21 protein-coding genes and 1 tRNA gene are annotated in these 20,962 nt (G+C 36.9%); 18 read left to right on the forward strand and 4 right to left on the reverse strand.

Going from position 1 to position 20,962, the window contains the following annotated elements:
* The first annotated feature begins 242 nt into the window (after positions 1-242).
* The 9 genes from AA0017_RS04295 to AA0017_RS04335 all read left to right on the forward strand — a co-directional run bounded on the left by AA0017_RS04295 (position 243) and on the right by AA0017_RS04335 (position 7,842).
* Positions 243-1,238 carry a thiamine pyrophosphate-dependent dehydrogenase E1 component subunit alpha gene (locus tag AA0017_RS04295; protein ID WP_413379842.1) on the forward strand — a complete coding sequence of 332 codons (996 nt, stop codon included), beginning with the start codon at positions 243-245 and terminating at the stop codon, positions 1,236-1,238.
* 15 nt (positions 1,239-1,253) lie between these two features.
* Entirely contained in the window at positions 1,254-2,237 is a 984-nt protein-coding gene (locus tag AA0017_RS04300; protein ID WP_413379844.1) for an alpha-ketoacid dehydrogenase subunit beta, read from the forward strand.
* A 17-nt stretch (positions 2,238-2,254) separates the two neighbouring features.
* Positions 2,255-3,538: a dihydrolipoamide acetyltransferase family protein gene (locus AA0017_RS04305; RefSeq protein ID WP_413379846.1), complete on the forward strand. Its 1,284-nt coding sequence runs from the start codon at positions 2,255-2,257 to the stop codon at positions 3,536-3,538.
* A 221-nt stretch (positions 3,539-3,759) separates the two neighbouring features.
* Positions 3,760-4,224, forward strand: coding sequence for a hypothetical protein (locus AA0017_RS04310; protein WP_413379848.1), 465 nt, complete (start codon positions 3,760-3,762; stop codon positions 4,222-4,224).
* Positions 4,225-4,371: 147 nt separating this feature from the next.
* The gene (locus tag AA0017_RS04315; protein ID WP_413379850.1) at positions 4,372-5,439 is read left to right on the forward strand and encodes a metal ABC transporter solute-binding protein, Zn/Mn family; all 1,068 of its coding nucleotides are present in this window, start codon (positions 4,372-4,374) and stop codon (positions 5,437-5,439) included.
* A gap of 124 nt (positions 5,440-5,563) precedes the next feature.
* Complete coding sequence (locus tag AA0017_RS04320) at positions 5,564-5,989, forward strand: BrxA/BrxB family bacilliredoxin (protein ID WP_413379852.1); 426 nt, start codon at positions 5,564-5,566, stop codon at positions 5,987-5,989.
* A gap of 129 nt (positions 5,990-6,118) precedes the next feature.
* On the forward strand, positions 6,119-6,472 hold the full coding sequence (locus AA0017_RS04325; protein ID WP_413379854.1) for a hypothetical protein: 354 nt from the start codon (positions 6,119-6,121) through the stop codon (positions 6,470-6,472).
* 117 nt (positions 6,473-6,589) lie between these two features.
* Positions 6,590-6,664 (forward strand) — tRNA-Arg (locus AA0017_RS04330).
* A 227-nt stretch (positions 6,665-6,891) separates the two neighbouring features.
* Positions 6,892-7,842 (forward strand): hypothetical protein, encoded by a 951-nt coding sequence (locus tag AA0017_RS04335; protein WP_413379856.1) that lies wholly within the window; start codon positions 6,892-6,894, stop codon positions 7,840-7,842.
* A gap of 67 nt (positions 7,843-7,909) precedes the next feature.
* On the opposite strand, the gene AA0017_RS04340 is transcribed toward AA0017_RS04335, so the two are convergent.
* Together AA0017_RS04340 and AA0017_RS04345 are read right to left on the reverse strand one after the other, a co-directional pair.
* Positions 7,910-8,953, reverse strand: a complete 1,044-nt coding sequence (locus AA0017_RS04340) for a lactonase family protein (protein ID WP_413379858.1) — start codon at positions 8,951-8,953, stop codon at positions 7,910-7,912.
* A 136-nt stretch (positions 8,954-9,089) separates the two neighbouring features.
* Positions 9,090-9,542, reverse strand: a complete 453-nt coding sequence (locus AA0017_RS04345) for a GNAT family N-acetyltransferase (RefSeq protein ID WP_413379860.1) — start codon at positions 9,540-9,542, stop codon at positions 9,090-9,092.
* 547 nt (positions 9,543-10,089) lie between these two features.
* Between AA0017_RS04345 and AA0017_RS04350 the strand changes: the two genes are divergently transcribed.
* The 3 genes from AA0017_RS04350 (at position 10,090) to AA0017_RS04360 (ending at position 11,677) form a co-directional block, all read left to right on the forward strand.
* Positions 10,090-10,251, forward strand: coding sequence for a hypothetical protein (locus tag AA0017_RS04350; protein WP_413379862.1), 162 nt, complete (start codon positions 10,090-10,092; stop codon positions 10,249-10,251).
* Between the two features lie 85 nt (positions 10,252-10,336).
* Positions 10,337-10,768, forward strand: coding sequence for a DUF5391 domain-containing protein (locus AA0017_RS04355; RefSeq protein ID WP_413379863.1), 432 nt, complete (start codon positions 10,337-10,339; stop codon positions 10,766-10,768).
* Positions 10,769-11,035: 267 nt separating this feature from the next.
* Positions 11,036-11,677, forward strand: coding sequence for a hypothetical protein (locus tag AA0017_RS04360; protein WP_413379865.1), 642 nt, complete (start codon positions 11,036-11,038; stop codon positions 11,675-11,677).
* Positions 11,678-11,778: 101 nt separating this feature from the next.
* Here the strand turns inward: AA0017_RS04360 and AA0017_RS04365 are convergent, their stop codons facing one another.
* Positions 11,779-12,375 (reverse strand): MSMEG_1061 family FMN-dependent PPOX-type flavoprotein, encoded by a 597-nt coding sequence (locus AA0017_RS04365; protein WP_413379867.1) that lies wholly within the window; start codon positions 12,373-12,375, stop codon positions 11,779-11,781.
* 160 nt (positions 12,376-12,535) lie between these two features.
* Positions 12,536-13,522, reverse strand: a complete 987-nt coding sequence (locus tag AA0017_RS04370; protein WP_413379869.1) for a LacI family DNA-binding transcriptional regulator — start codon at positions 13,520-13,522, stop codon at positions 12,536-12,538.
* A gap of 283 nt (positions 13,523-13,805) precedes the next feature.
* Here AA0017_RS04370 and AA0017_RS04375 point away from each other — a divergent pair, with 283 nt between their 5' ends.
* The 6 genes from AA0017_RS04375 to AA0017_RS04400 all read left to right on the forward strand — a co-directional run bounded on the left by AA0017_RS04375 (position 13,806) and on the right by AA0017_RS04400 (position 20,847).
* Entirely contained in the window at positions 13,806-15,080 is a 1,275-nt protein-coding gene (locus tag AA0017_RS04375; protein WP_413379871.1) for an ABC transporter substrate-binding protein, read from the forward strand.
* A 95-nt stretch (positions 15,081-15,175) separates the two neighbouring features.
* On the forward strand, positions 15,176-16,036 hold the full coding sequence (locus tag AA0017_RS04380) for a carbohydrate ABC transporter permease (RefSeq protein ID WP_413379872.1): 861 nt from the start codon (positions 15,176-15,178) through the stop codon (positions 16,034-16,036).
* The gene (locus tag AA0017_RS04385; protein WP_413379874.1) at positions 16,036-16,854 is read left to right on the forward strand and encodes a carbohydrate ABC transporter permease; all 819 of its coding nucleotides are present in this window, start codon (positions 16,036-16,038) and stop codon (positions 16,852-16,854) included. Before AA0017_RS04380 ends, AA0017_RS04385 begins: the two co-directional genes overlap by 1 nt.
* Before the next feature lie 122 nt (positions 16,855-16,976).
* Positions 16,977-17,666: a YesL family protein gene (locus tag AA0017_RS04390; protein ID WP_413379876.1), complete on the forward strand. Its 690-nt coding sequence runs from the start codon at positions 16,977-16,979 to the stop codon at positions 17,664-17,666.
* Between the two features lie 21 nt (positions 17,667-17,687).
* Positions 17,688-19,172: a glycoside hydrolase family 32 protein gene (locus AA0017_RS04395; protein WP_413379878.1), complete on the forward strand. Its 1,485-nt coding sequence runs from the start codon at positions 17,688-17,690 to the stop codon at positions 19,170-19,172.
* Between the two features lie 79 nt (positions 19,173-19,251).
* Positions 19,252-20,847, forward strand: coding sequence for a glycoside hydrolase family 13 protein (locus tag AA0017_RS04400; protein ID WP_413382384.1), 1,596 nt, complete (start codon positions 19,252-19,254; stop codon positions 20,845-20,847).
* The last annotated feature ends 115 nt before the right edge of the window (positions 20,848-20,962 follow it).

Genomic DNA, 20,962 nt, shown 5'->3' on the forward strand with positions numbered 1-20,962 from the left:
ATCAATCAAAATGTTGATTGCTGAAAGTAGAACCGTATAGCTTTTGATTAACCAAAACGGAGTCAGCGGAATGCCCGGAGACTCCTGCGGGATTAGTGAGGAACGGGAGACCCCGCAGATTAACGAGGAGGCTCCCGGCTCACCCGCGGAACGCGTAGGGCATGCAGCTGGCGGAGTAAACCAACTGCTCTTTTCTCGCTTCTACCCAAACGGACTTTGCTTTATATTTAAGGAGGGTTTTTATGACTATTAATCGTCACCAAGCATTGGGATTAACGGACCAAAATGTGTTAGATATGTATAAAACCATGCTCTTAGCAAGAAAAATAGATGAACGTATGTGGCTTTTAAATCGGGCAGGAAAAATTCCATTTGTCGTTTCGTGTCAAGGACAAGAAGGAGCCCAAGTAGGAGCTGCTTTTGCTTTAGACAATACAAAAGATTATCTTCTACCGTATTATCGCGATGTCGGTATGGTATTAGCTTTTGGGATGACAACCCAAGACTTGCTTTTATCGGCTTTTGCAAAATCAGAAGATCCGAGTTCTGGGGGGAGACAAATGCCAGGACACTTCGGTTCAAGGGCAAAACGCATTGTCACAGGTTCTTCTCCTGTGACGACTCAAGTTCCACATGCAGTAGGAATCGCCTTAGCAGGTCGTCTTAGAAAAGAAGAATTTGTTTCGTTTACAACTTTTGGGGAAGGCTCATCAAACCAAGGTGACTTTCATGAAGGTTTAAATTTTGCAGGGGTACATAAATTGCCGGTTATTTTTATGTGTGAAAATAACAAATATGCGATTTCTGTTCCGATTGAAAAGCAGCTTGCTTGTGAAAATGTGGCTGACCGAGCTCAAGGATATGGGATGCCTGGAGTAACAGTAGATGGAAATGATCCTTTAGCTATTTATCAAGCTGTGAAGGAAGCGAGAGAACGTGCGTTGAACGGAGAAGGTCCAACATTAATAGAGGCCATTTGTTATCGTTTGATGCCACACTCCAGTGATGATGATGACCGTACGTATCGTTCAGCCGATGAAGTTCAAGGAGCAAAAGAAAAAGATTCTTTAATCACTTTTGCCACGTATTTAAAAAGTATAGAGGTCTTAAATGATCAAAACTTACAGGACATTCATACAGAGTTAGACCAATTAGTAAATGAGGCAACAGAGTATGCTGAAAAAGCTCCATATGCTGATCCAGAGTCTGGTCTTGATTTTGTGTATGCGAACAATTAGAGAGGAGGGAATAATATGGCGATTCGTTCATATATAGAAGCCGTAACACTTGCTTTAAAAGAAGAGATGGAAAGAAATGAGGATGTTTTTGTCTTAGGAGAAGATGTGGGAGCTAGAGGTGGCGTTTTCCGTGCCACGATGGGGCTTTATGATCAATTTGGAGAAGAACGTGTTATTGATACACCGCTAGCTGAATCAGCAATAGCAGGAGTGGGAATTGGGGCTGCGATGTACGGAATGAGACCTGTTGCTGAAATGCAATTTGCTGATTTTATTATGCCTGCTATTAATCAGATTGTTTCAGAGGCAGCAAAAATTCGTTACCGTTCGAACAATGATTGGTCGTGTCCAATCACGATCCGAGCACCTTATGGCGGTGGTATTCACGGAGCTCTCTATCATTCACAATCCGTTGAAGCGATTTTTGCCAATGTGCCTGGTTTAAAAATTGTGATGCCTTCTACTCCATATGATGTGAAGGGACTTTTAAAAGCGGCGATTCGTGATGATGATCCTGTTATTTTCTTAGAACATAAGCGAGCTTACCGCTTAATTAAAGGCGAAGTCCCAGACGATGATTATACGCTACCGATTGGGAAGGCGGATGTGAAGCGTGAAGGGGAAGACCTTACCGTAATTACATATGGATTGGCTGTCCACTTTGCCCTGCAAGCTGCGGAAAAGTTAGCGAATGATGGAATTAGTGTGGAAGTTGTTGATTTAAGAACGGTCTACCCTCTTGATAAAGAAGCAATTATTACAGCAGCGAGTAAAACAGGTAAGGTGCTTCTAGTTACAGAAGATAATAAAGAAGGTAGTGTGATGAGCGAAGTGGCTGCTATTATAGCTGAACATTGTTTATTTGACTTGGATGCACCGATTCAAAGGCTTGCGGGCCCAGATGTTCCGGCGATGCCATATGCCCCAACAATGGAAAAACATTTTATGATTAATCCCGATAAAGTTGAAAAAGCAATGCGAGAACTAGCGGAATTCTAACGAGAAAGGAGATTAATATGGCAACAGAAATTAAAATGCCCCAATTGGGTGAGAGTGTAACAGAAGGAACGATTAGCAATTGGCTTGTCGCACCTGGTGATAAAGTAAATAAATATGAACCAGTTGCTGAGGTTATTACCGATAAAGTAAATGCAGAAATCCCATCAACATTTACTGGAACGATTCAAGAGATCCTTGTAAATGTTGATGATACCGTTTCGGTTGGAACCGTCATTTGTACGATTGAACCAGAAGGAGCGGAGCAAACAGAAACCGTTGAAGTGGCAAGTGAAGCGAAGGAAGAAAAGCCGGATTCAAGTGCTGTAATAGAAGAGAAAGATGCGAGTCAAAAGAAACGTTACTCTCCAGCCGTTTTACGATTGGCAGGAGAACATAACATTGATTTAGAGCGGGTAAATGGTTCTGGAAAAGGCGGACGAATTACGCGAAAAGATTTACAAGCGATTATTGAATCAGGTGGTCAAAAACTTGAACCAGCTGTGATAAGCTCGAGTAAAAAGAGTGATTCAGCCAAAGAGCCAGTTCAATCGAACGAAAAACCAACTTATTCAGAAGTGAAGTCAGCTACTGGAGATATTGAAATTCCTGTCACAGGAGTCCGAAAAGCGATCGCAGCTAATATGTTGAAAAGTAAACATGAAGCCCCGCATGCTTGGTTAACGATTGAAGTAGATGTCACAAACCTTGTGCAATATCGGAATAGCGTTAAGCAGTCTTTTAAAGAGAAAGAAGGCTATAACCTAACTTTCTTACCTTTCTTTATTAAAGCCGCTGTTGAGGCTTTAAAAGAATATCCACAACTCAATTCAATGTGGGCTGGAGATAAGATTATCCAGAAAAAAGATATCAATATTTCTTTAGCTGTCGCAACTGAGGATGCTTTGTTTGTTCCAGTTATAAAAAATGCCGATGAAAAGACGGTCAAAGGTTTAGCACGCGAAATTACTGAGCTTTCCGGCAAAGTTCGTTCAGGTAAACTACAAGCAAATGAAATGAAGGATGGTACATTTACGATAAATAATACGGGAGCATTCGGTTCAATTATGTCAACGCCGATTATTAATCATCCACAAGCTGCGATTTTATCGATTGAGTCCATAGTTAAAAGACCAGTTGTATTAGAAACGGAGCAAGGAGACGTGATTGCTGTTCGCAGTATCGTTAATCTATGTTTATCGTTAGATCACCGTGTCTTGGACGGCTTAGTTTGTGGCAGGTTCTTAGCTAAGGTGAAAGAAAACCTTGAAAGTATGAACGAAAAAAATACATCGATTTATTAAACAAAAAACTCTTAATCAGGGGAAGTTCTCTTGGTTGAGAGTTTTTTTCTGTTTTGAGAGTACCAAGAGGGCTAATGGAATATATGTGTGGTTTGATAATCAGTGATAAGTAATGGAATTGTCGTCAAGTAAGGGTTGAATGTTTGAATAACGGAAAAGGTGAATGAAATTTGTCTTTTTGGTCATTCTAACCATATCAGGAAATAAAGGAGTGTTTGATTATGGAGTTTTTAACAAAGAGACCTTTTGTTTATATGATAACAATAGCAGCCATTTTTCTAATGGTTCAGTCGGTCGCTTTTGCAGAGGGAGAACCACCTACTGAGCAAAGGGAGAAATCTGGACATCATCAACACCATAAAGATTTTGTTGTTCATCTTGATTACTATTATGAATTGCTCGCTCAAAAATTCGCTCCCGAGCAGGTTGAAAAATGGAATGAGATTAGGCAACAACGAAAAGTGTTAATGAAGCAATGGCGTGAGCATAAAAAACATAAAGACGATGATTTAAATGAACATACCGAAAAAGATGAGTGGAAAGAAGCTCATATGAAATTGCAGCAAAAGTTTAATGAAGCTGTTGAACTACGTGATGAAACCAAAATCAAAAAAATTCTCCCGCAACTATTTGAGCATTACGATAAAATGAATCAAATACTAGAAGAAAAGCTAAAACAAGAATAAACAAATATAGTAAATTAGCTGTCCCATTTAGGAGTTATTGCCTTGTGGGACGTTTTTTTAATTTAGATATTTACAAATCGTAAAGATTCCGATATAATTCAAAAAGTGATAAAACGTAATCGTTACGAATAAGGGGAGGTTTTATTGATGAAGAAAGGTATAAAAGTTTTGTTCTTATTATTTATTTTATTGATTATAAGTTCCTGCAATGAAGGGACAAGTGAAGAGAATAACAATGCTGATAACAGTGTAGATGGGGAGACTTTAACGATTTTTACAACGATCTATCCACTTCAAGATTTTGCAGAAAAGATTGGTGGCGAGTATGTGAACGTTGAAAATATGATTCCGCCTGGTGCTGATGCCCATACATATGAGCCTACTGCAAGAGATATGATTGAGATAGCCGACGGAGACGTTTTTCTTTATAACGGTTCTGGTTTAGAAGGCTTTGTTGAGGCATTAATTGAAACCGTAAAAAATGAAAATGTAAGTGTTGTTGAAGCTTCTAAAGGCATTTCTCTAATAGAAAGTTCTCATGATCACGACCATGGACATGAAGAAGAACATGAAGGCCATGACCATAGTGAAGGCCATGAAGAAGAGCATGAAGGCCATGACCATAGTGAAGGACATGAAGAAGAGCATGACGACCATGACCATAGTGAGGATGGCTACGACCATCATCATGGAGACCAAGATCCGCATCTTTGGTTAGACCCACTGCTTTCGATTTCAATGGCAGAGAATGTGAAAAAGGCATTAGTGGAACTGAAACCGGAACATGAAGACTATTTTGAAGAAAAATTTCAGCAACTTATAGGACAATTAGAGCAGTTAGATGCTGACTTTCAACAAATGGCTAACGCAGCACAAAAAGATACTTTTATCGTTTCACATGCCGGGTACGGTTATTGGGAACATCGTTATGGACTGCATCAGATTGGAATTACTGGATTGTCTGGTACAAATGAACCATCACATAAACAAATTCAGGATATTATTAATTTAGCAGAAGAGAATGACTTAAATTATATTATGATGGAACAAAATATTCCTTCTAAAATGGCTGAAGTTGTTCAAGGTGAAACGAACACAGAGGCGTTGTATTTACACAATCTAGAAGTTCTCATGCCAGCTGATATTGAAAATAATGAAGATTATTTCTCGCTTATGAGAAAAAATATTAAAGCACTTGAAAAAGCACTTAATTAATCTTTTATTTTTGAGTGTCTTAGACAATTGTCAAAAATCATGAGTTAATTAGTTGGTTTTATCGCGAATTCAATGTACAATGGCAGTAATGTACATTAAGTTAAGCGATTAGGAGGTTTATTAGATGGAATTTAATTTCTTTATGAATGATGTTGTTCAAGTAGCACGACAAGAAATGGTTACAGCTGGTTATCAAGAACTAAAAACGACTGAGGATGTAGATACAGCTTTACAAGATAAAGGTACGACACTCGTAATGGTCAATTCAGTTTGTGGTTGTGCAGGGGGTATTGCACGTCCAGCAGCCGCTTATATGAGAAACTACGAAGTGAAACCTGATCGTTTTGTAACCGTATTTGCGGGACAGGATAAAGAGGCGACAGCAAAAGCACGCGATTATTTTAAAGGATATGCTCCTTCCTCTCCTTCATTTGCTTTGTTAAAGGATGGAGAGATTCAAATGATGGTTGAAAGACATGAAATCGAGGGCCATGAACCGATTCAAGTCGTGCAAAAACTTGAAAAAGCGTTAGATGAACTTATTAAGTGATGGAATAGAATGAACACGCTTAGTAGCTGACAAATGGCTGCAAGCGTGTTTTTTGTTTAGAGAGCAATTTTACTTAATCTAAAAAAGTGTTATAATAAGCTGAGATTATTAAAGGAGTGTCAAGATTAGATGCAAACACTATACGAGCAAATTCAAGTTTATTTAAATATGGAAGAGGAAATTTCATTTAAAGAATTCAATGATTTTTATAAAAAAGTCGTCGATGAGTTAGGAACTACTCATGAATCTTTAGAGCAGGAATCTGTTTGGAAAGCTTTATTTATTGTCGAGAACGTAATGTCCAATGCAAATGGGCGTGCAAATGAGAAAAAAGGAAGCGAATCGAAAAAATACTCTAAAATGGCTCAACGTTTAGAGTTATGGGCGAAAAATTTATCGGCTCGTTTAGCAGAAGCTGGTTATACAGAAGATGATATTAATGAACGCTTTAATGAAATGTTAGAAGAAGGTCCAGCTAAATAATGGCCTTGACTCCTCCTATTTTTTTGTAGATGGGAGGAGATTTAGTTTAGGGTTCTACGAAAGTTCTTGACTTTATACAGGATTTATATTAAATTTAATGATGTCGTTTCAAAACATGCGCCTATGGTGAAAGGGATATCATTCAAGATTCCGGTTCTTGCGTTGTAGGTTCGAGTCCTACTAGGCGCGCCAAACATATACATACAAACCTAGTCCTAGACTAGGTTTTTTTATGAGGTTGGGACAAAACCCTCCTCTGTGCGCCGCCTATCTCGAGAGCGGTGTCTTACCTCTCACTTTATACCATTCAGAAAACAAATAGGAAATGAGTCATACTAATGAATCTAAAAACATTTCTTTTTTAGGGTTGTCAGTTTTTTAATATAACTTTTATAATAGGAATAAGGGGGTCTTAACTAGTGAAAAAAGTGTACATATTAAGTTTTCTTGTGGCTCTTTTATTTGTTACGGCTTGTACATCACAGGTGTATAAGGAACATAAAGAGGAAGCACTTGAAGCGATTAAGGAAGAGCGATATGAAGATGCCAAAATCGCGTTAGAGTCAGCGATTGAAGAAAAAGAAGAAACAGATGATCTAATAATTTTAGAAGATGTGGAAAGTATGATTGAGCTTCAACTTTCATTTAATGAAGGTGACTTTGAAAAAGCACATAGCCACATCTTAGATATTGAAGGAAGTGAATCTGATTCTGAAGAAACCGGATTGCTACAAGAGCAAGCTGACGTTCAAAAGGATCTGCTCTTATTAGTGGAAACACAAATGAATGAACTATCGGACTTATTAGCTGATATTTCGACTCTGTATGAGGAAGAAGCTTATCAAGAAGCATTTGACCGTGTGGAAGGTTATGAAGTACCTGAGGAGCCACACGCGGTCTTAGAACAACTTTTAGCAGAGTTGGGTGATTGGAAAGCTCGTCTTGAGGAAGCACTAGAAACAGAAATTGATGAAGAAGTGGAAGAGCAAGAAGCTGAAGAAAACATAGAAGAAGCAACCGAAGAAAAAAATGAAGAAGAGAATACGAATGAATCAAATGGAGCAAGTGATAGTGACTCTAATTCATCCAACTCTGGACAAGATACAGTGAGTGGAAATGATGATTATGAATCTCCAGAAGGGATGATGTCAAGAGATGATGCGGCTGAACTAGTAGCAACTTTTGCTGGAATAGAAAACAGTCCTAACTATCAAGTTCAATTTGATCATGAAAATGATGCTCGTGAATGGGTATTCCAAGTATATGAGGTCGTTATTGATAACCCTGATACGAGTGAAGGTCACACTTCAACTTGGGGTTGGTATAGCGTCGATCCTGAAACAGGTAATGTAACGGATTTAATGAATTAAATAGTTGAATAGAAAAAGTGGATGAGAAGGTTAACTCATCCACTTTTTATTAGTTCGTCTGTCCATTTTATTTATAATGCAAAAATTTAATACATACTGGATTAGGAATCGCGAATTCCTTTTCGGTTTTTGTTAAAGCACCGGTGTTGTCATCGCGTACGTACATGACAATATTACTTGTATCTTTGTTCGTGGCAAATAAATATTTTTCACTTGGGTCTATAATAAAGTCTCGTGGGTGTTCTCCGCCGCTTGTAACGGAAGAGCGGTATTCAACTTCACCAGAATCTTGATCGATTTCAAACACATAGATGCTGTCGTGTCCACGGTTAGAAACATATACGAAACGACCATCTTTGGATAAATGCAGGGCACCACTCGTATTTTCGCCTAGGAAGTCATCTGGTAATGTTCCGACGGTTTGAATTTCTTTAAATTGTCCCTCTTCGTAAGCAAAGACAATTAATTCGGAACTTAATTCAGCATTGACATAAGCGAATTTTCCATTTGGGTGGAAGGCGATATGTCTAGGACCACTGCCTGGTTTTACATCAACCTCTTGGTATGGTAAAAGCTCATTATGTTCTAGTTGGTAGACAGCGATTTTATCGGTTCCGAGGTCAGCAACAGCAACATATTTTCCATCAGGAGTTAAGCCAGCATAATGAGCATGAGCTTTTTCTTGCCTTTCTTCGTTTGGACCAGAACCGGTATGGGTAACTGTGGCTGTATTTTCTGAAATTTCACCATTAGCGTCTAAAGTATATACATCGGCTTGTCCACGGTGATAATTAGCGCTAAAAAGTAAATCGCCTTTTTCATTAAGGCTCACATGGCATGGACTAGCCCCATCAGAAACGGATTGATTTAAAAGCTGAAGTTGTTCTTCTTCAACAATCTTATAAGCAGCAATTCCACCACCTTCTGCATTTTTTGCGACCGCGTATAGAAATTGATTGTCTTTACTTACGGTCAGGTATGTCGGGCCTTCTATTTCTGCAACTAACTCAGGTTCATCAATGACACCACTTGTTGGGTCAAAGGAAAATCGGTAAATGCCTTTACTGTCTCCATTTGTATACGTGCCTACAAACGCTGTTAATTTACTCATCAAATCATCCTTCACTTTTTATTCAGTTTCACTATATCACATTCAAAAAATGAATAAAACGAATTGCTTTTTTTCAGTTGGAAGATACTAGACTATCATATGAATGGGATAAAAAAGGAGTCATTAATAAATTCCCTTAAAAATCAACGGATAAACGAATCATATCAACAGCTTGAATGCCATTTTCGAAAATTTCTTCATCATAATGGCGAATAAAAAAGTCTTTATCAATTCCTGTAAGTCGGAAGCCACACTTTTGATAAAGGGCTAGTTGAGAAACACTAGAATTAGCCGTACCGATTTCTACAGTTTTAAAGCTTAGAGCGCGTGCCATTTCTAGTGAATGCTTAATAAGTTGTTTGCCAAAACCCTTCCCTTGCTCTTCTTCTTTAATAGCGATATTTACAAGTTCAACGGTCTCTGGTCTTGTCGGTAAAAGCACATAAGTTCCAATTAATTTATTCTCCAAAAAGGCGAGATAACAAAAACCTCTATCCACATAATTTTGGACGAGCTTCAATGATGGATCGGCCAATAAAAGCAAATCATAAGGTGGTTCTTCTTCAATATGTATTAAACGAATATCCATAATGATTCTCCTTTTCTTTTTTTCGTTTCAACTTAAATAAAGCGGGTAACTACAACGTATAGAAGTGTTTCAATCATGATAGCACAAATGGAAGTTGTCGATGAACTGTTCTAGATGTTATTTCAAAACGATCTTTGTAAATAAGACGAAATTTTTAGAATGTCATTGTTTCCATTATTTAGTTGATTTATAATTTAAGAGTGATGCGAGAACGATGGTGAGTTGTTCTGTAAGGCTTTTGCTCTTATCATGATGAAAAGAATTAACATCAGTAAAATCAAATCCAAAACATATGATAGGGATAAGTGGTTATTTCAATGAGGTCAATGAAAAGTCTTATTCTCACCTTTAACTAGGAAGAATCTCAAACCGTTCGTTTTTTCATAAGATGCTCGATTATGCTTCAGTTGGTTTTTCTTTGACCAAAACGACTCACCCGCGGAACGCGTAGGGCATGCAGCGAACGGAGTAGACTAACTAATGTAACCTTTTTTAACGAGCAGACCGTTTTCCTTAGCCACAATTTCAATTAGGGGGAGGGTATTTGATGGGGATACTGGTGATGCTGTTTCCGATTGTTTCGATTATCCTTCTACTTGTCTCGTTTTTTATTCGTCAAAAGGGCATTAGAGCACTGACCTTTTGTTTTGGCCTTGGTGGAATGATGGTTATTGTTTTTTTCTATTTTGTTTTTCCTTTAGTCCCTTAAGATAAACGTTAGATTAAGGTATAAATTCTTAATATGAAAAAGAAGCTTAAAAGGACTCTTATATAAAAAGAAATGAGGAGAATGTATGGAAATTGAAAAACCTAAAATCAGCTTAATTATTGTGAGTTTGCTCTCGGCCATTTTTTTAAGTTCTACTTTAATTGTTGCGTCCTTGTCTCCTTTGTCTCATACTTGGCCACATAATCAGTTTGGTAGTTTTGAGATGTGGATCGCCATTGGCACGATCATCTTTTTTTATTTTGTTCAGCTAATTGTTTATGCAATTGGTATCGATGCCATAAGGTATGTGATGGCTTTTAGTTGCGGAGTTGGTCTTGTATTGTCTGGGGCATTATTGCTTGGTGTTTTTTCTTCCCTTTTTTTAATCAATGTTGAACATGGACTTATTTATACCGTGTTGGCCCTATGTATCGCGACAATTATCACAAATAGTATCTGGTTAAAGATGGCCTTTCATAGTCAAATGAAGCGAAGAAATAATGAGTATTATATGTGAAAGGCCAAGACTTTAAAAATACATCAGGGAATCGTTGCAGAAGCTTCTATACAGAAATGAAACGTCATCAACTTCTAGGTGACGTTTTTTATTTTGGATTTAAGATATGTCATAACAATTTTTAATTGAATATGTTAAAATATACATGAAATTTCAAAAAATTCGATATAATACATTCACCATTCTTAAATCATCATGAAGATCATATCTTAATGATAACTTATCTGTTGCACTTAATTTGATGTGAATGCAGAAGGAGTGTTCGAGATGCAAGGCTCTATCTTAGTTTGTGTAAGCTATGGGAAAAATGCGGAAAAACTTATCAAAAAGGGAAAAAAACTAGCTAGTTTATATGATGTTCCATGTTATGTCCTTTCAATTGAAAACAGAGAATATGACTCTAAAGATTTTACAGTAGCAGAGCATAAGAAGTTTTTTGAACAACTAGCTACTCAATATGAATGTCAATTTATTTGGAAAACAAAGGGCCAAAAGCGAATTGCGGATATTATTACCGCAACGACAAAGGAGTTCAATATAACACAGCTTGTCATGGGGCAGCCACCTATTTCTAAATGGGAAGTCCTTACAAAAGGCTCGCTGATTCATGAATTGCTCCATCATTTAATTGATGTCGATTTACACATCGTCTCCATGAAAAAAGAACACATTCAAACGGAAGAAGAAATGTACCAGCGCGGGGTCACCGCCTACATTGTGAAAGAGAATGAAGAGTATGAGCTATTGCTCGATAAATGTGAAGATTATTTAATCAAAGGGATTTATTTTCAAGCCGTGGCGTCTGAATTCACAAATGGAGTGTTTAAAGCGGAGTTGAAAGGCAAGGAAGCCATCATTCGGATTCATGATGGAAAAGCAGATTTTGTTCAGGTCGACCTTCTAAAATAGCTAGGTCTAAAAAAGGTTATAACTTTGACCCGTATTTCTGATGATGTTGGTAATCAGAAATACGGGTTTAAGCTATGCATTCAATTAAGCTCAGAAGAACGTTAATTCTTTAATTCTACTCCATTTATTTTTAAATGGTCATGAAAAATGTCTTTACTCGATGGGAGTTCGGCTTTATTTACCCAAGTACTGGAGTCCCAAACTTTTGACTCCTTTAAAGCTCTCGGACAATGGATAAAACATTCCTCGACATCTACCCCGATCCCTAGTAATGGAGGTTTACCTTTTAAACTCATTGTTTCTAAAAGTTGTTTATCTTTAATGACTGTGGCACGGCCATTTATGCGTAGAACTTCTTCTAACCCTGGAATTAAAAATAGAAGACCAACATTTGGGTTCGACATAATGTTTTGGATGGAATCTAGTCGTCTGTTGCCTGGACGATCAGGAATCACTAATTGATGTTTGTTTAAAATTTTGATCGAGCTGGGCGATTCTCCTCGTGGTGACGCATCGCATTTGCCCTCTGCATTACAGGTCGACAGCAGAAAGAGAGGCGACTTAGCAATAAATCTTTCGCAATGTTCATCGATGATTGAAATGCTCTTTTTTACGACTAGCTCATGAGGGGCTTGGATAATGTCTCTTAGTTCTTCTTCTGTAGTAATAGCGTTTTGAGAAAAATTAATTAAGTCCATAAAACAGCTCTTTTCTATATGTATTAAATGAAAATCATTATCAATCATAAACCTATTGTAAACGATAAAAAGCCATTTTTACAATATTTTATGGATAAAATAGAAGAGATTTTAAAGGGGATATGTTAAAAAGATGTAAGTAAGCGTTATCTTTTTTGTGTTAAGTAGTCTCCCCGATAATTAATTCAACATCCACAACGGTATTATGCCCCTCCTTTGTATCGGATTCGATTTGAGCAATGAGTTCGGAGCATAGCTTTTTGCCAATTTGGTCAATCGGCTGCTTAATCGTAGTTAACCGTGGTGTTTGTAGCATTTTGGTAAAATGATGGTAATCGTAACCAATTATTTTAAGTTCACTAGGTACTTTAATTCCTAGTTTTTGGGCGTAAAGATATAAAGAATAGGCCATAAAATCATTGCTACAAAAAACACCATCAAACTCTCTTAGTTTTTCTCCTAGCTGCGCCTCGATAAAGCGGAGGTTATCCTCGGTTGTGGCTTTAATATAAGCCCCTTCTATTACTTTTGATTGAACTTCATATCGCATACTAGTAAGCTGAAACGCATCGGCACGACGGTTTGATAATAAGTCATAATTTAATGGGCCGGAAATGTGTAGTAGATTTTTGCAACCGCTTTTAATTAAGTGCTCCGTAGCGATTTCTCCGCCTCGATAATTATCAGAGGAGATATACGGAATTGATGAAGAAATGATTCGATCAAATGAAACAATCGGTAACTTTTCTTGGCGGTAGTGGGCAACCTCTAATGAGTGACTACACATAATAATTCCATCGACTCGATTTTGCTTAAGCATGGTTAAGTATTTCTTTTCTTTTTCCGATTCTTGCAATGAATTACAAACAAGAATTTTGTAATTTCTTTCATTGGCATAATCCTCGATTTTTTCTACTAATTCAGCAAAAAGTGGATGGCTTAAATCTGGGACAACGACCCCAATGATAAATGATTGATTGCTCAATAAGGATCTAGCAATTTGGTTTGGTTCATAATCTAACTCTTGCATTGCTTTTTTTACTTTTAGTTTTGTTTCTGAACTTATATAGCCTTTATTATTAAGAACTCTTGAGACGGTTGTCACCGACACTCCTGCAAGTTTTGCTACATCTTTTATACTTGTCATTTTTTCCTCCATTATGAAGCTATGCTCGTAATGATTATACCTAATAGTCCTTTTAATTTAAATAAAAGGATAAATAAACAGCTATAAATAGGGTAACGTTTCCACATTTATAATACAAGTATATTTTTATGTTTATATGAATTTAATAATCGTATTTATGAAAACGATTGACATATAAAAAAAGTCTGTATATAATTCGAAATTGAAAGCAGTTACATTCAAAGATTTTTTAACTGTTTGAATCTTTGTCATACAATCTATTAAAAATTAGGAGTGAAGCACTATGAAGATGTATAAAAAAATTATCTCCGCAGTAGCCGTTTCAGGAATTTTATTAGCAGGTTGTTCTTCGGGAGATAGTAGTTCCAACGAAGAGCAAATTACACTTGATATATTCCAAGGAAAGGTCGAGTTTAATCAGCAATTTAATGATCTTGCCAGAACATACGAAGCGGAAAATCCAAATGTGAAAATTAATATTACGAGTGTCGGTGGGGGAACGGATTATATTAGCTCTTTAAAAACTCAATTCTCATCAGGGAATGAACCCGATATTTTTAGTGTGGCTGCTCCAACTGAGTCAGAAGAATTTATCGATTATTTAGCAGATCTTTCAGATACAAAAGCAGCCGAGCTTGCTCTTGAGGGTACCTTGTTAGCGGTTACTGAAGGAGAAAAAGTATTAGGTTTACCATTTAATCAAGAAGGTTATGGACTCATTTATAATAAAATGATTTTTGAAAATGCGGGTATTGACCCGGGTGCCATTCAAACATATGAGGACCTAGAAGAAGCAGTTGTTCAGTTGGATGCCCAAAAGGAAGCACTTGATCTTGAGGCCGTATTTGCCTTTCCAGCTAGAGAGAGATGGGTACCAGGTAGCCATTTATCAAATGTGTATCTCGCACCTGAATTTGAACATAATGTACTAGATACTTACAGTGCTGAATCGGTAGAATTTGAGAGAAATGAAGAATTTAAAAGAATGATTGATTTACAAAATGAGTATTCGATTCAACCAACTCTTAGCTTGGACTATTCCCAACAAGTCGAGCAATATTTTTCACTTGAAAGAGTGGCCATAATTCAGCAAGGAAACTGGATTTATCCGTCTGTTTATGAAATGGACCCTGATTTTGCAGAAAATCATATTGGAATTCTTCCTATCCCATTAGAAGGTTATGAGGGGCATTTGCCTGTAGGAATTCCAAATTATTGGGCAGTAAATAATAATAATGAGGAAGAAGTTGTTCAAGCTGCTAAAGATTTTTTAGATTGGTTATATACATCTGAAACAGGTAAAGATGCTGTGTTAAATGATTTTAACTTTATCCCAGCTTACGAAGGATATGATACAGAGGCGATTGTTGACCCATTATCAAGAGAGATTTATGAATATGCCTCTCAAGGTAAAACTATCGGATGGGTATTTTTAGGATACCCTACAGCGTGGAGTGATGATCATCTTGGCTCTAATATTCAGAAGTATATTAGTGGTGAGATGGAATGGGTTGATGTGGTAGGAAGTGCGATTAATACATGGGAAGAAAGAAGATAAAGGCATTAAAGCTTAAATGGGGCTGTCTTTTATGACTTTACCGGGCAGCCCTTAATATCCAATTGCTTTTTGAAGGTAGAAATGGAGGGAATATTATGCGAAATCGTAGTCTATCATTTTGGTTGTTTTTAACCCCGACATTATTAGCATTATCGATTGTAGTCGTGATTCCATTATTATTTGGTCTCTATTATTCATTTACTAACTGGAATGGACTAAGTGTTTCTCAGTTTGTTGGTTTTGATAATTACGTGAGAGTTTTTCAAGATGAAAGATTTATGAATTCGATATGGTTTACCGTAAAATTTGCTGTTGTGACGGTTATTTTATTAAATGTCTTAGGACTAGGACTTGCTCTATTAGTCACTCGTGGCCTTAAAGCAAGTAACACATTACGTACGGTCTTCTTTATGCCTAACTTAATTGGTGGTTTAATTTTAGGTTTTGTTTGGCAATTCATTTTTGTTAGTGTGTTTGATGATATTGGAAAGTTACTAGGAGTAGAGAGCTTACAAGGATGGCTTTCAACAACAGGAACTGGCTTTTGGGGCCTTGTGATTTTAACTTGTTGGCAAATGGCTGGATACATCATGATTATTTACATAGCTTATTTAGAAAGTGTTCCTCATGATGTGATTGAAGCGGCAAAAATCGATGGAGCCAATAGTTTTCAGCGCTTTAAAAATGTTATTTTCCCTTTGGTGGCTCCGGCCTTTACCATTAGTATGTTTCTAACCTTATCAAATTCATTTAAAATTTATGACCAAAACTTATCACTAACAGATGGTGGACCATATAATTCCACTCAAATGGTGGCAATGGATATTGTGAAAACGGCATACAACTATAATGAGATGGCGTTAGGTCAAGCAAAAGCGGTTATTTTCTTTATTATTGTAGCGGCCATTGCTTTAACACAAGTTTATTACAATAAGAAAAGGGAGGTAGATCTATAATGAAGAGCAATAAACGTAAGTTATATTTACTAGAGATTATCGGCATATTGCTCGGTCTTTTATGGCTATCACCGTTTTATTTAATGATTGTAAATGCCTTTAAATCGAAACGAGAAATTTTTACAGACGTATTAGGGTTTCCGGAAGGTTTGATGACGGAAAACTTTGTCAGAGCTTTTAACGACTTAAACTTTTTTAATTCATTATGGAATTCAACAGTTATCACATTTGTCAGCATTTTAATTATCGTTGTTTTTTCTTCAATGGCCGGTTATGCATTAGCGCGAAATAAGAGTAAGTTAAGTAGTGTTTTATTGTTAGTTTTTGTAGCGGCGATGCTGATTCCCTTTCAATCTGTGATGATTCCGTTAGTCTCCAATTTTGGTAGTGTCGATATGTTAAATAAAGCGGGACTCATTTTTATGTATTTAGGCTTTGGTTGTAGCTTATCCATTTTCTTATACCACGGTGCAATGACAGGGGTTTCTCCATCATTAGATGAAGCGGCATTAGTCGATGGTGCGAACAAGTTCCAAATATTTTGGAAGATTATTTTTCCATTATTAAAACCTATTTCGGTTACGGTAGCGATTTTGAATGTCATTTGGATTTGGAATGATTATCTATTACCTTCACTTGTATTAAGTGAATCTGATTCCACGATTCCTTTAAAAATGTTCTTCTTTTTTGGACAGTATACAAAGCAATGGCATCTAGCTTTAGCGGGGTTAACGCTAGCGATTATTCCAGTCATTATCTTCTACTTTATTGCTCAAAAACACATTATCAAAGGTGTTTCAGAGGGGGCAGTTAAATAGAAAGAGCAATCATGTCCGCACATATGGAGTGTATTCTCGGTATGATTGCCGAAGCAAATAAATGATTTTAAAGCGTAGTTGGTTAAGGGAAATGAGATTAGTAGGATAAAAAGGGTGATTAGATGAACGGGACGAGCAATTTAGCGAGTGGTATCTTTTTGTTGTCGAGCTGGTTTATGAAATTGACGGTGTCAAATTTATTGTGGCTTATTTGTCAGTTACCACTTATTTGGATAATTGTCCAAATGTTTTACGCGGAAAGTCAAACGACCGTCTTAGGTTATGTTCTTCTGACTTTTCTATTTTTCCCTTTTCTCTTCTTTCCAGCTACAACCGCTCTTTTTTCATTAGTACGAGAATGGCTCATAGGGGAAGAGGAAAATTCGATAATAAAAGCCTATTTTTCTTATTATAAAGAATCGTATAAACGTAGCGTAAAGGCCGGAGGAGTTCTTTCCGTTTTATGGGGAATATGTCTTGCTGATATTTATTATTTTTATCAATCAAACGTAATCTTTTTTCTCTTTTTTATTGGATTAGGAATTGTTCTTTTTATTTATACAATTAATTTCTTCTCCGCCTTTAGTCATTATGAGATCCCGCTAAAAGATGTCTATAAAAAAGCTTTTTATATCACTTTCGGTAGTCCGATATTAAGCGTTGTTATTTTTATGAGCAGTCTCGCTTTAATGTACTTAAGCTTAAAGGGTTATATAGTTTTAATCATTTTTTTCAATGCTTCAATTTTAGCACTGTTATCCTTTTCTTCATTTTATCGTATTTATCGAAAAGCGACTTTTATGGCGGAATAACTTACTTAAGGGGTTTAATCAATGATCACACATGAACAGAAAATAGAGGAAGCTCAGCAAGAAATAATGAACAAAAGAGCAGAGGTATTGCAGCATCAGTGGAGGTTACATTATCATGTTATGCCTCAAGCCAATTGGATGAATGATCCGAATGGCTTTTGTCTTTTCAATGGGGAATATCACTTATTTTATCAACACCATCCGTTCACTCCTGAATGGGGACCGATGTATTGGGGCCATGTAAAAAGTAAAGATCTCGTTTATTGGGAACATCAGCCAATCGCTTTAGCACCAAGCGAAGATTATGATGTGGATGGTTGTTTCTCTGGTAGTGCAATAGAAGTCGATGGCAAACTGTATTTAATGTATACTGGCAACCGGTGGACAGGTGAAAATCAAGAGGTTGATTTAAAACAGGTACAGTGTTTGGCCGTTAGTGAGGATGGTCTTCATTTTACCAAATTAGAACAAAATCCTGTTATTTCTGAAGCACCAGCTGGAGATATCCATCCTTTTCATTTTAGAGATCCGAAAGTGTGGAAGGAAGCCGAGCATTACTATTGTGTACTTGGGTCGCAAACAAGGGAACGTGTCGGTCAAGTTTTATTATATCGTTCAGTTGACCTAATCTCCTGGGAATTTGTGAACATTATGGCTAAGGGCGAAGGTAACATGGGTTATATGTGGGAATGTCCGGATGTATTTACGTTGGGTGATAAAAATTGTATGGTGATGTCCCCGCAAGGAGTAGTACCTGAAGGAGAAAAGTATTTAAACCTCCATCAAGCAGCCTTTTTATTAGGTGATTTAGATTTAGAAAAAGGAACATTGGCTTATCAAGAAATGGAATTATTAGACTACGGATTTGATTTTTATGCCCCGCAAACAACCGTTGATAAACAAGGGAGAAGAGTACTTGTTGCATGGATGACGATGTGGGAAAGTGAAATGCCTGAACAAGAATTTAATTGGGCTGGAGCGATGTCCTTACCCCGTGTCTTAAATTTACAAAACGGTCAACTCATTCAGCAACCATTACCAGAACTGGAGTCTTTACGCTATGACCATGTTCAATATGCAAATGAACCGCTCCAAAACAATACGAGTTTTAAAGGAGTTAGTGGGAATTGTCTTGAGTTAAAGGTTGTCTTTGATGCAAAAGAAGCAACGACTTTTGGGTTGAAGGTTCATCTTGATAAGGAACTTGGGGAAGAGACTGTTTTTACCTATTTAGTTGACGAGCAAGCCTTTTGTTTAAATCGCGAAAAATCAGGTTCTGGTCCAGGTGGAATTCGAAAAGTTCCGTTAGCTTTACGAGACGGGAAATTAGAGCTCCAGCTATTTCTGGATAAATCTTCTGTGGAGGTCTTTTTACAAAATGGAGAGAAGGTCATGACAGCACGAATCTATCCGAATAAAAATTCCAAAGCGATTGAATTCTTTTCCGATGAGGTAATCGAGCTTGTGGAATTGAATAAATGGAGTTTAAGAGAAAGTATTAACTAAATGTAAAAAAGGGGTGCTTTAAATGAAACGTGTCTGGTGGAAGGAAGCCGTTGCCTATCAAATTTATCCACGTAGTTTTATGGATTCAAATGGGGATGGAGTTGGCGATATTAGAGGAATCATCTCTAAACTGGATTATATAAAAGGTTTAGGAATTGATGTCATTTGGGTCTGTCCAGTATATGAATCACCTAATGATGATAATGGTTATGATATTAGCGACTATCAAGCAATCATGCAAGAGTTCGGAACGATGGAAGATTTTAACGAACTACTAGATCAAGTTCATCAAAGAGGCATGAAACTAATTATGGACTTAGTCATTAATCATACTAGCGATGAGCATCCTTGGTTTATTGAATCGCGTTCCTCTCTTGATAACCCAAAAAGAGATTGGTATATTTGGCGAGATGGCAAGGAAGGGAAAGAGCCGAATAACTGGGAAAGTATTTTTAGTGGGTCAGCATGGCAAAAAGATAAAGAAACAGGACAATATTACTTGCACATCTTCTCCAAAAAACAACCTGATTTAAATTGGGAAAATGAAGAGGTACGTCAGCATCTATATGACATGGTGAATTGGTGGTTAGATAAAGGGATTGATGGATTCCGAATTGATGCGATTAGTCATATTAAAAAAGAGGACTTTGAAGATTTACCAAATCCTAAAGGCTTAAATTTTGTTCCTTCCTTTGATAAACACCTTAATAAGTCCGGAATCCATAAGTACTTAAAAGAATTAAAAAAAGAAACGTTTTCTAAATATGACATTATGACAGTTGGAGAAGCCAATGGAGTGAAAGTGGAAGATTCGAATGATTTAAAAGAGTGGATCGGTGAAGAAAATGGGAAGTTTAATATGGTCTTTCAATTTGAACATACAAGCTTATGGAGCAAGTCAGATAAAGAGGAATTAGATATTTTTCGTTTTAAAAAGGCTTTATCCAAATGGCAAAACTCACTCGATGGAATTGGTTGGAATGCGTTATTTATTGAAAATCATGACCAGCCCCGTAAAGTTTCGATTTGGGGTGATGATACAGAATACTGGTACGAAAGTGCAACGGCACTAGCAGCTGTTTATTTCTTGATGCAAGGAACGCCTTTTATTTATCAAGGCCAGGAAATAGGAATGACGAATGTACAATTTCCTTCGATAGAAGATTATAATGATGTCGCCGATCGGAATATGTACAGAATAAAAAGAAGTGAAGGTCAAACACATGAAGACATTATGAAAGTCATTTGGAGTTCAAGCCGAGATAATTCAAGAACACCAATGCAATGGAATGATGATCCGAATGCTGGTTTTACGAGTGGGATGCCTTGGTTAAAGGTCAATCCAAATTATAAAAAGATTAATGTTCAAGCCCAACAAGAAGATGAACATTCGATTCTTCATTTTTATAAAAAATTGATTCAATTAAAAAAGGGAAATGAGCTTTTTACTTATGGGAAGTATGAATTATTATTAGAAGAGGACGAGCAAGTTTTTGCTTATACAAGAACGTTAGATGGAAAACAGGCCCTTATTTTAGCTAACTTAACGGTTGATGAGGTAATGGTTGGTTTGAATCTAGAAGAGAGTTCAGTCGTTTTACGAAATTACAATGATAACAATGATGGACAAACTTTACGCCCCTATGAAGCAAGAGTATATATTCAAGAAGTGTGACGCAAAAGAACGGAATTGATATTTAGTTCCGTTCTTTTTCTATGGGTTCATCACTAATTGACGGAAAAATATGGTATAATAACGAACGTACATTCTATAATAGGGGTTGCTATAA

Origin of the sequence: Alkalihalobacillus phoenicis (genome assembly GCF_047302405.1) — a bacterium.
In the GTDB taxonomy this organism is placed as follows: domain Bacteria; phylum Bacillota; class Bacilli; order Bacillales; family Bacillaceae_D; genus Alkalihalobacillus.

Bases quoted from the DNA above. Each gene is read 5' to 3' on its own strand.
- AA0017_RS04315 (WP_413379850.1), top strand. From the start codon at position 4,372: ATGAAGAAAGGTATAAAAGTTTTGTTCTTATTATTTATTTTATTGATT.
- AA0017_RS04400 (WP_413382384.1), top strand. From the start codon at position 19,252: ATGGATTCAAATGGGGATGGAGTTGGCGATATTAGAGGAATCATCTCT.
- AA0017_RS04360 (WP_413379865.1), top strand. From the start codon at position 11,036: ATGCAAGGCTCTATCTTAGTTTGTGTAAGCTATGGGAAAAATGCGGAA.
- AA0017_RS04375 (WP_413379871.1), top strand. From the start codon at position 13,806: ATGAAGATGTATAAAAAAATTATCTCCGCAGTAGCCGTTTCAGGAATT.
- AA0017_RS04310 (WP_413379848.1), top strand. From the start codon at position 3,760: ATGGAGTTTTTAACAAAGAGACCTTTTGTTTATATGATAACAATAGCA.
- AA0017_RS04350 (WP_413379862.1), top strand. From the start codon at position 10,090: ATGGGGATACTGGTGATGCTGTTTCCGATTGTTTCGATTATCCTTCTA.
- AA0017_RS04305 (WP_413379846.1), top strand. From the start codon at position 2,255: ATGGCAACAGAAATTAAAATGCCCCAATTGGGTGAGAGTGTAACAGAA.
- AA0017_RS04340 (WP_413379858.1), bottom strand. From the start codon at position 8,953: ATGAGTAAATTAACAGCGTTTGTAGGCACGTATACAAATGGAGACAGT.
- AA0017_RS04365 (WP_413379867.1), bottom strand. From the start codon at position 12,375: ATGGACTTAATTAATTTTTCTCAAAACGCTATTACTACAGAAGAAGAA.
- AA0017_RS04345 (WP_413379860.1), bottom strand. From the start codon at position 9,542: ATGGATATTCGTTTAATACATATTGAAGAAGAACCACCTTATGATTTG.
- AA0017_RS04370 (WP_413379869.1), bottom strand. From the start codon at position 13,522: ATGACAAGTATAAAAGATGTAGCAAAACTTGCAGGAGTGTCGGTGACA.
- AA0017_RS04380 (WP_413379872.1), top strand. From the start codon at position 15,176: ATGCGAAATCGTAGTCTATCATTTTGGTTGTTTTTAACCCCGACATTA.
- AA0017_RS04320 (WP_413379852.1), top strand. From the start codon at position 5,564: ATGGAATTTAATTTCTTTATGAATGATGTTGTTCAAGTAGCACGACAA.
- AA0017_RS04355 (WP_413379863.1), top strand. From the start codon at position 10,337: ATGGAAATTGAAAAACCTAAAATCAGCTTAATTATTGTGAGTTTGCTC.
- AA0017_RS04295 (WP_413379842.1), top strand. From the start codon at position 243: ATGACTATTAATCGTCACCAAGCATTGGGATTAACGGACCAAAATGTG.
- AA0017_RS04395 (WP_413379878.1), top strand. From the start codon at position 17,688: ATGATCACACATGAACAGAAAATAGAGGAAGCTCAGCAAGAAATAATG.
- AA0017_RS04300 (WP_413379844.1), top strand. From the start codon at position 1,254: ATGGCGATTCGTTCATATATAGAAGCCGTAACACTTGCTTTAAAAGAA.
- AA0017_RS04390 (WP_413379876.1), top strand. From the start codon at position 16,977: ATGAACGGGACGAGCAATTTAGCGAGTGGTATCTTTTTGTTGTCGAGC.
- AA0017_RS04325 (WP_413379854.1), top strand. From the start codon at position 6,119: ATGCAAACACTATACGAGCAAATTCAAGTTTATTTAAATATGGAAGAG.
- AA0017_RS04385 (WP_413379874.1), top strand. From the start codon at position 16,036: ATGAAGAGCAATAAACGTAAGTTATATTTACTAGAGATTATCGGCATA.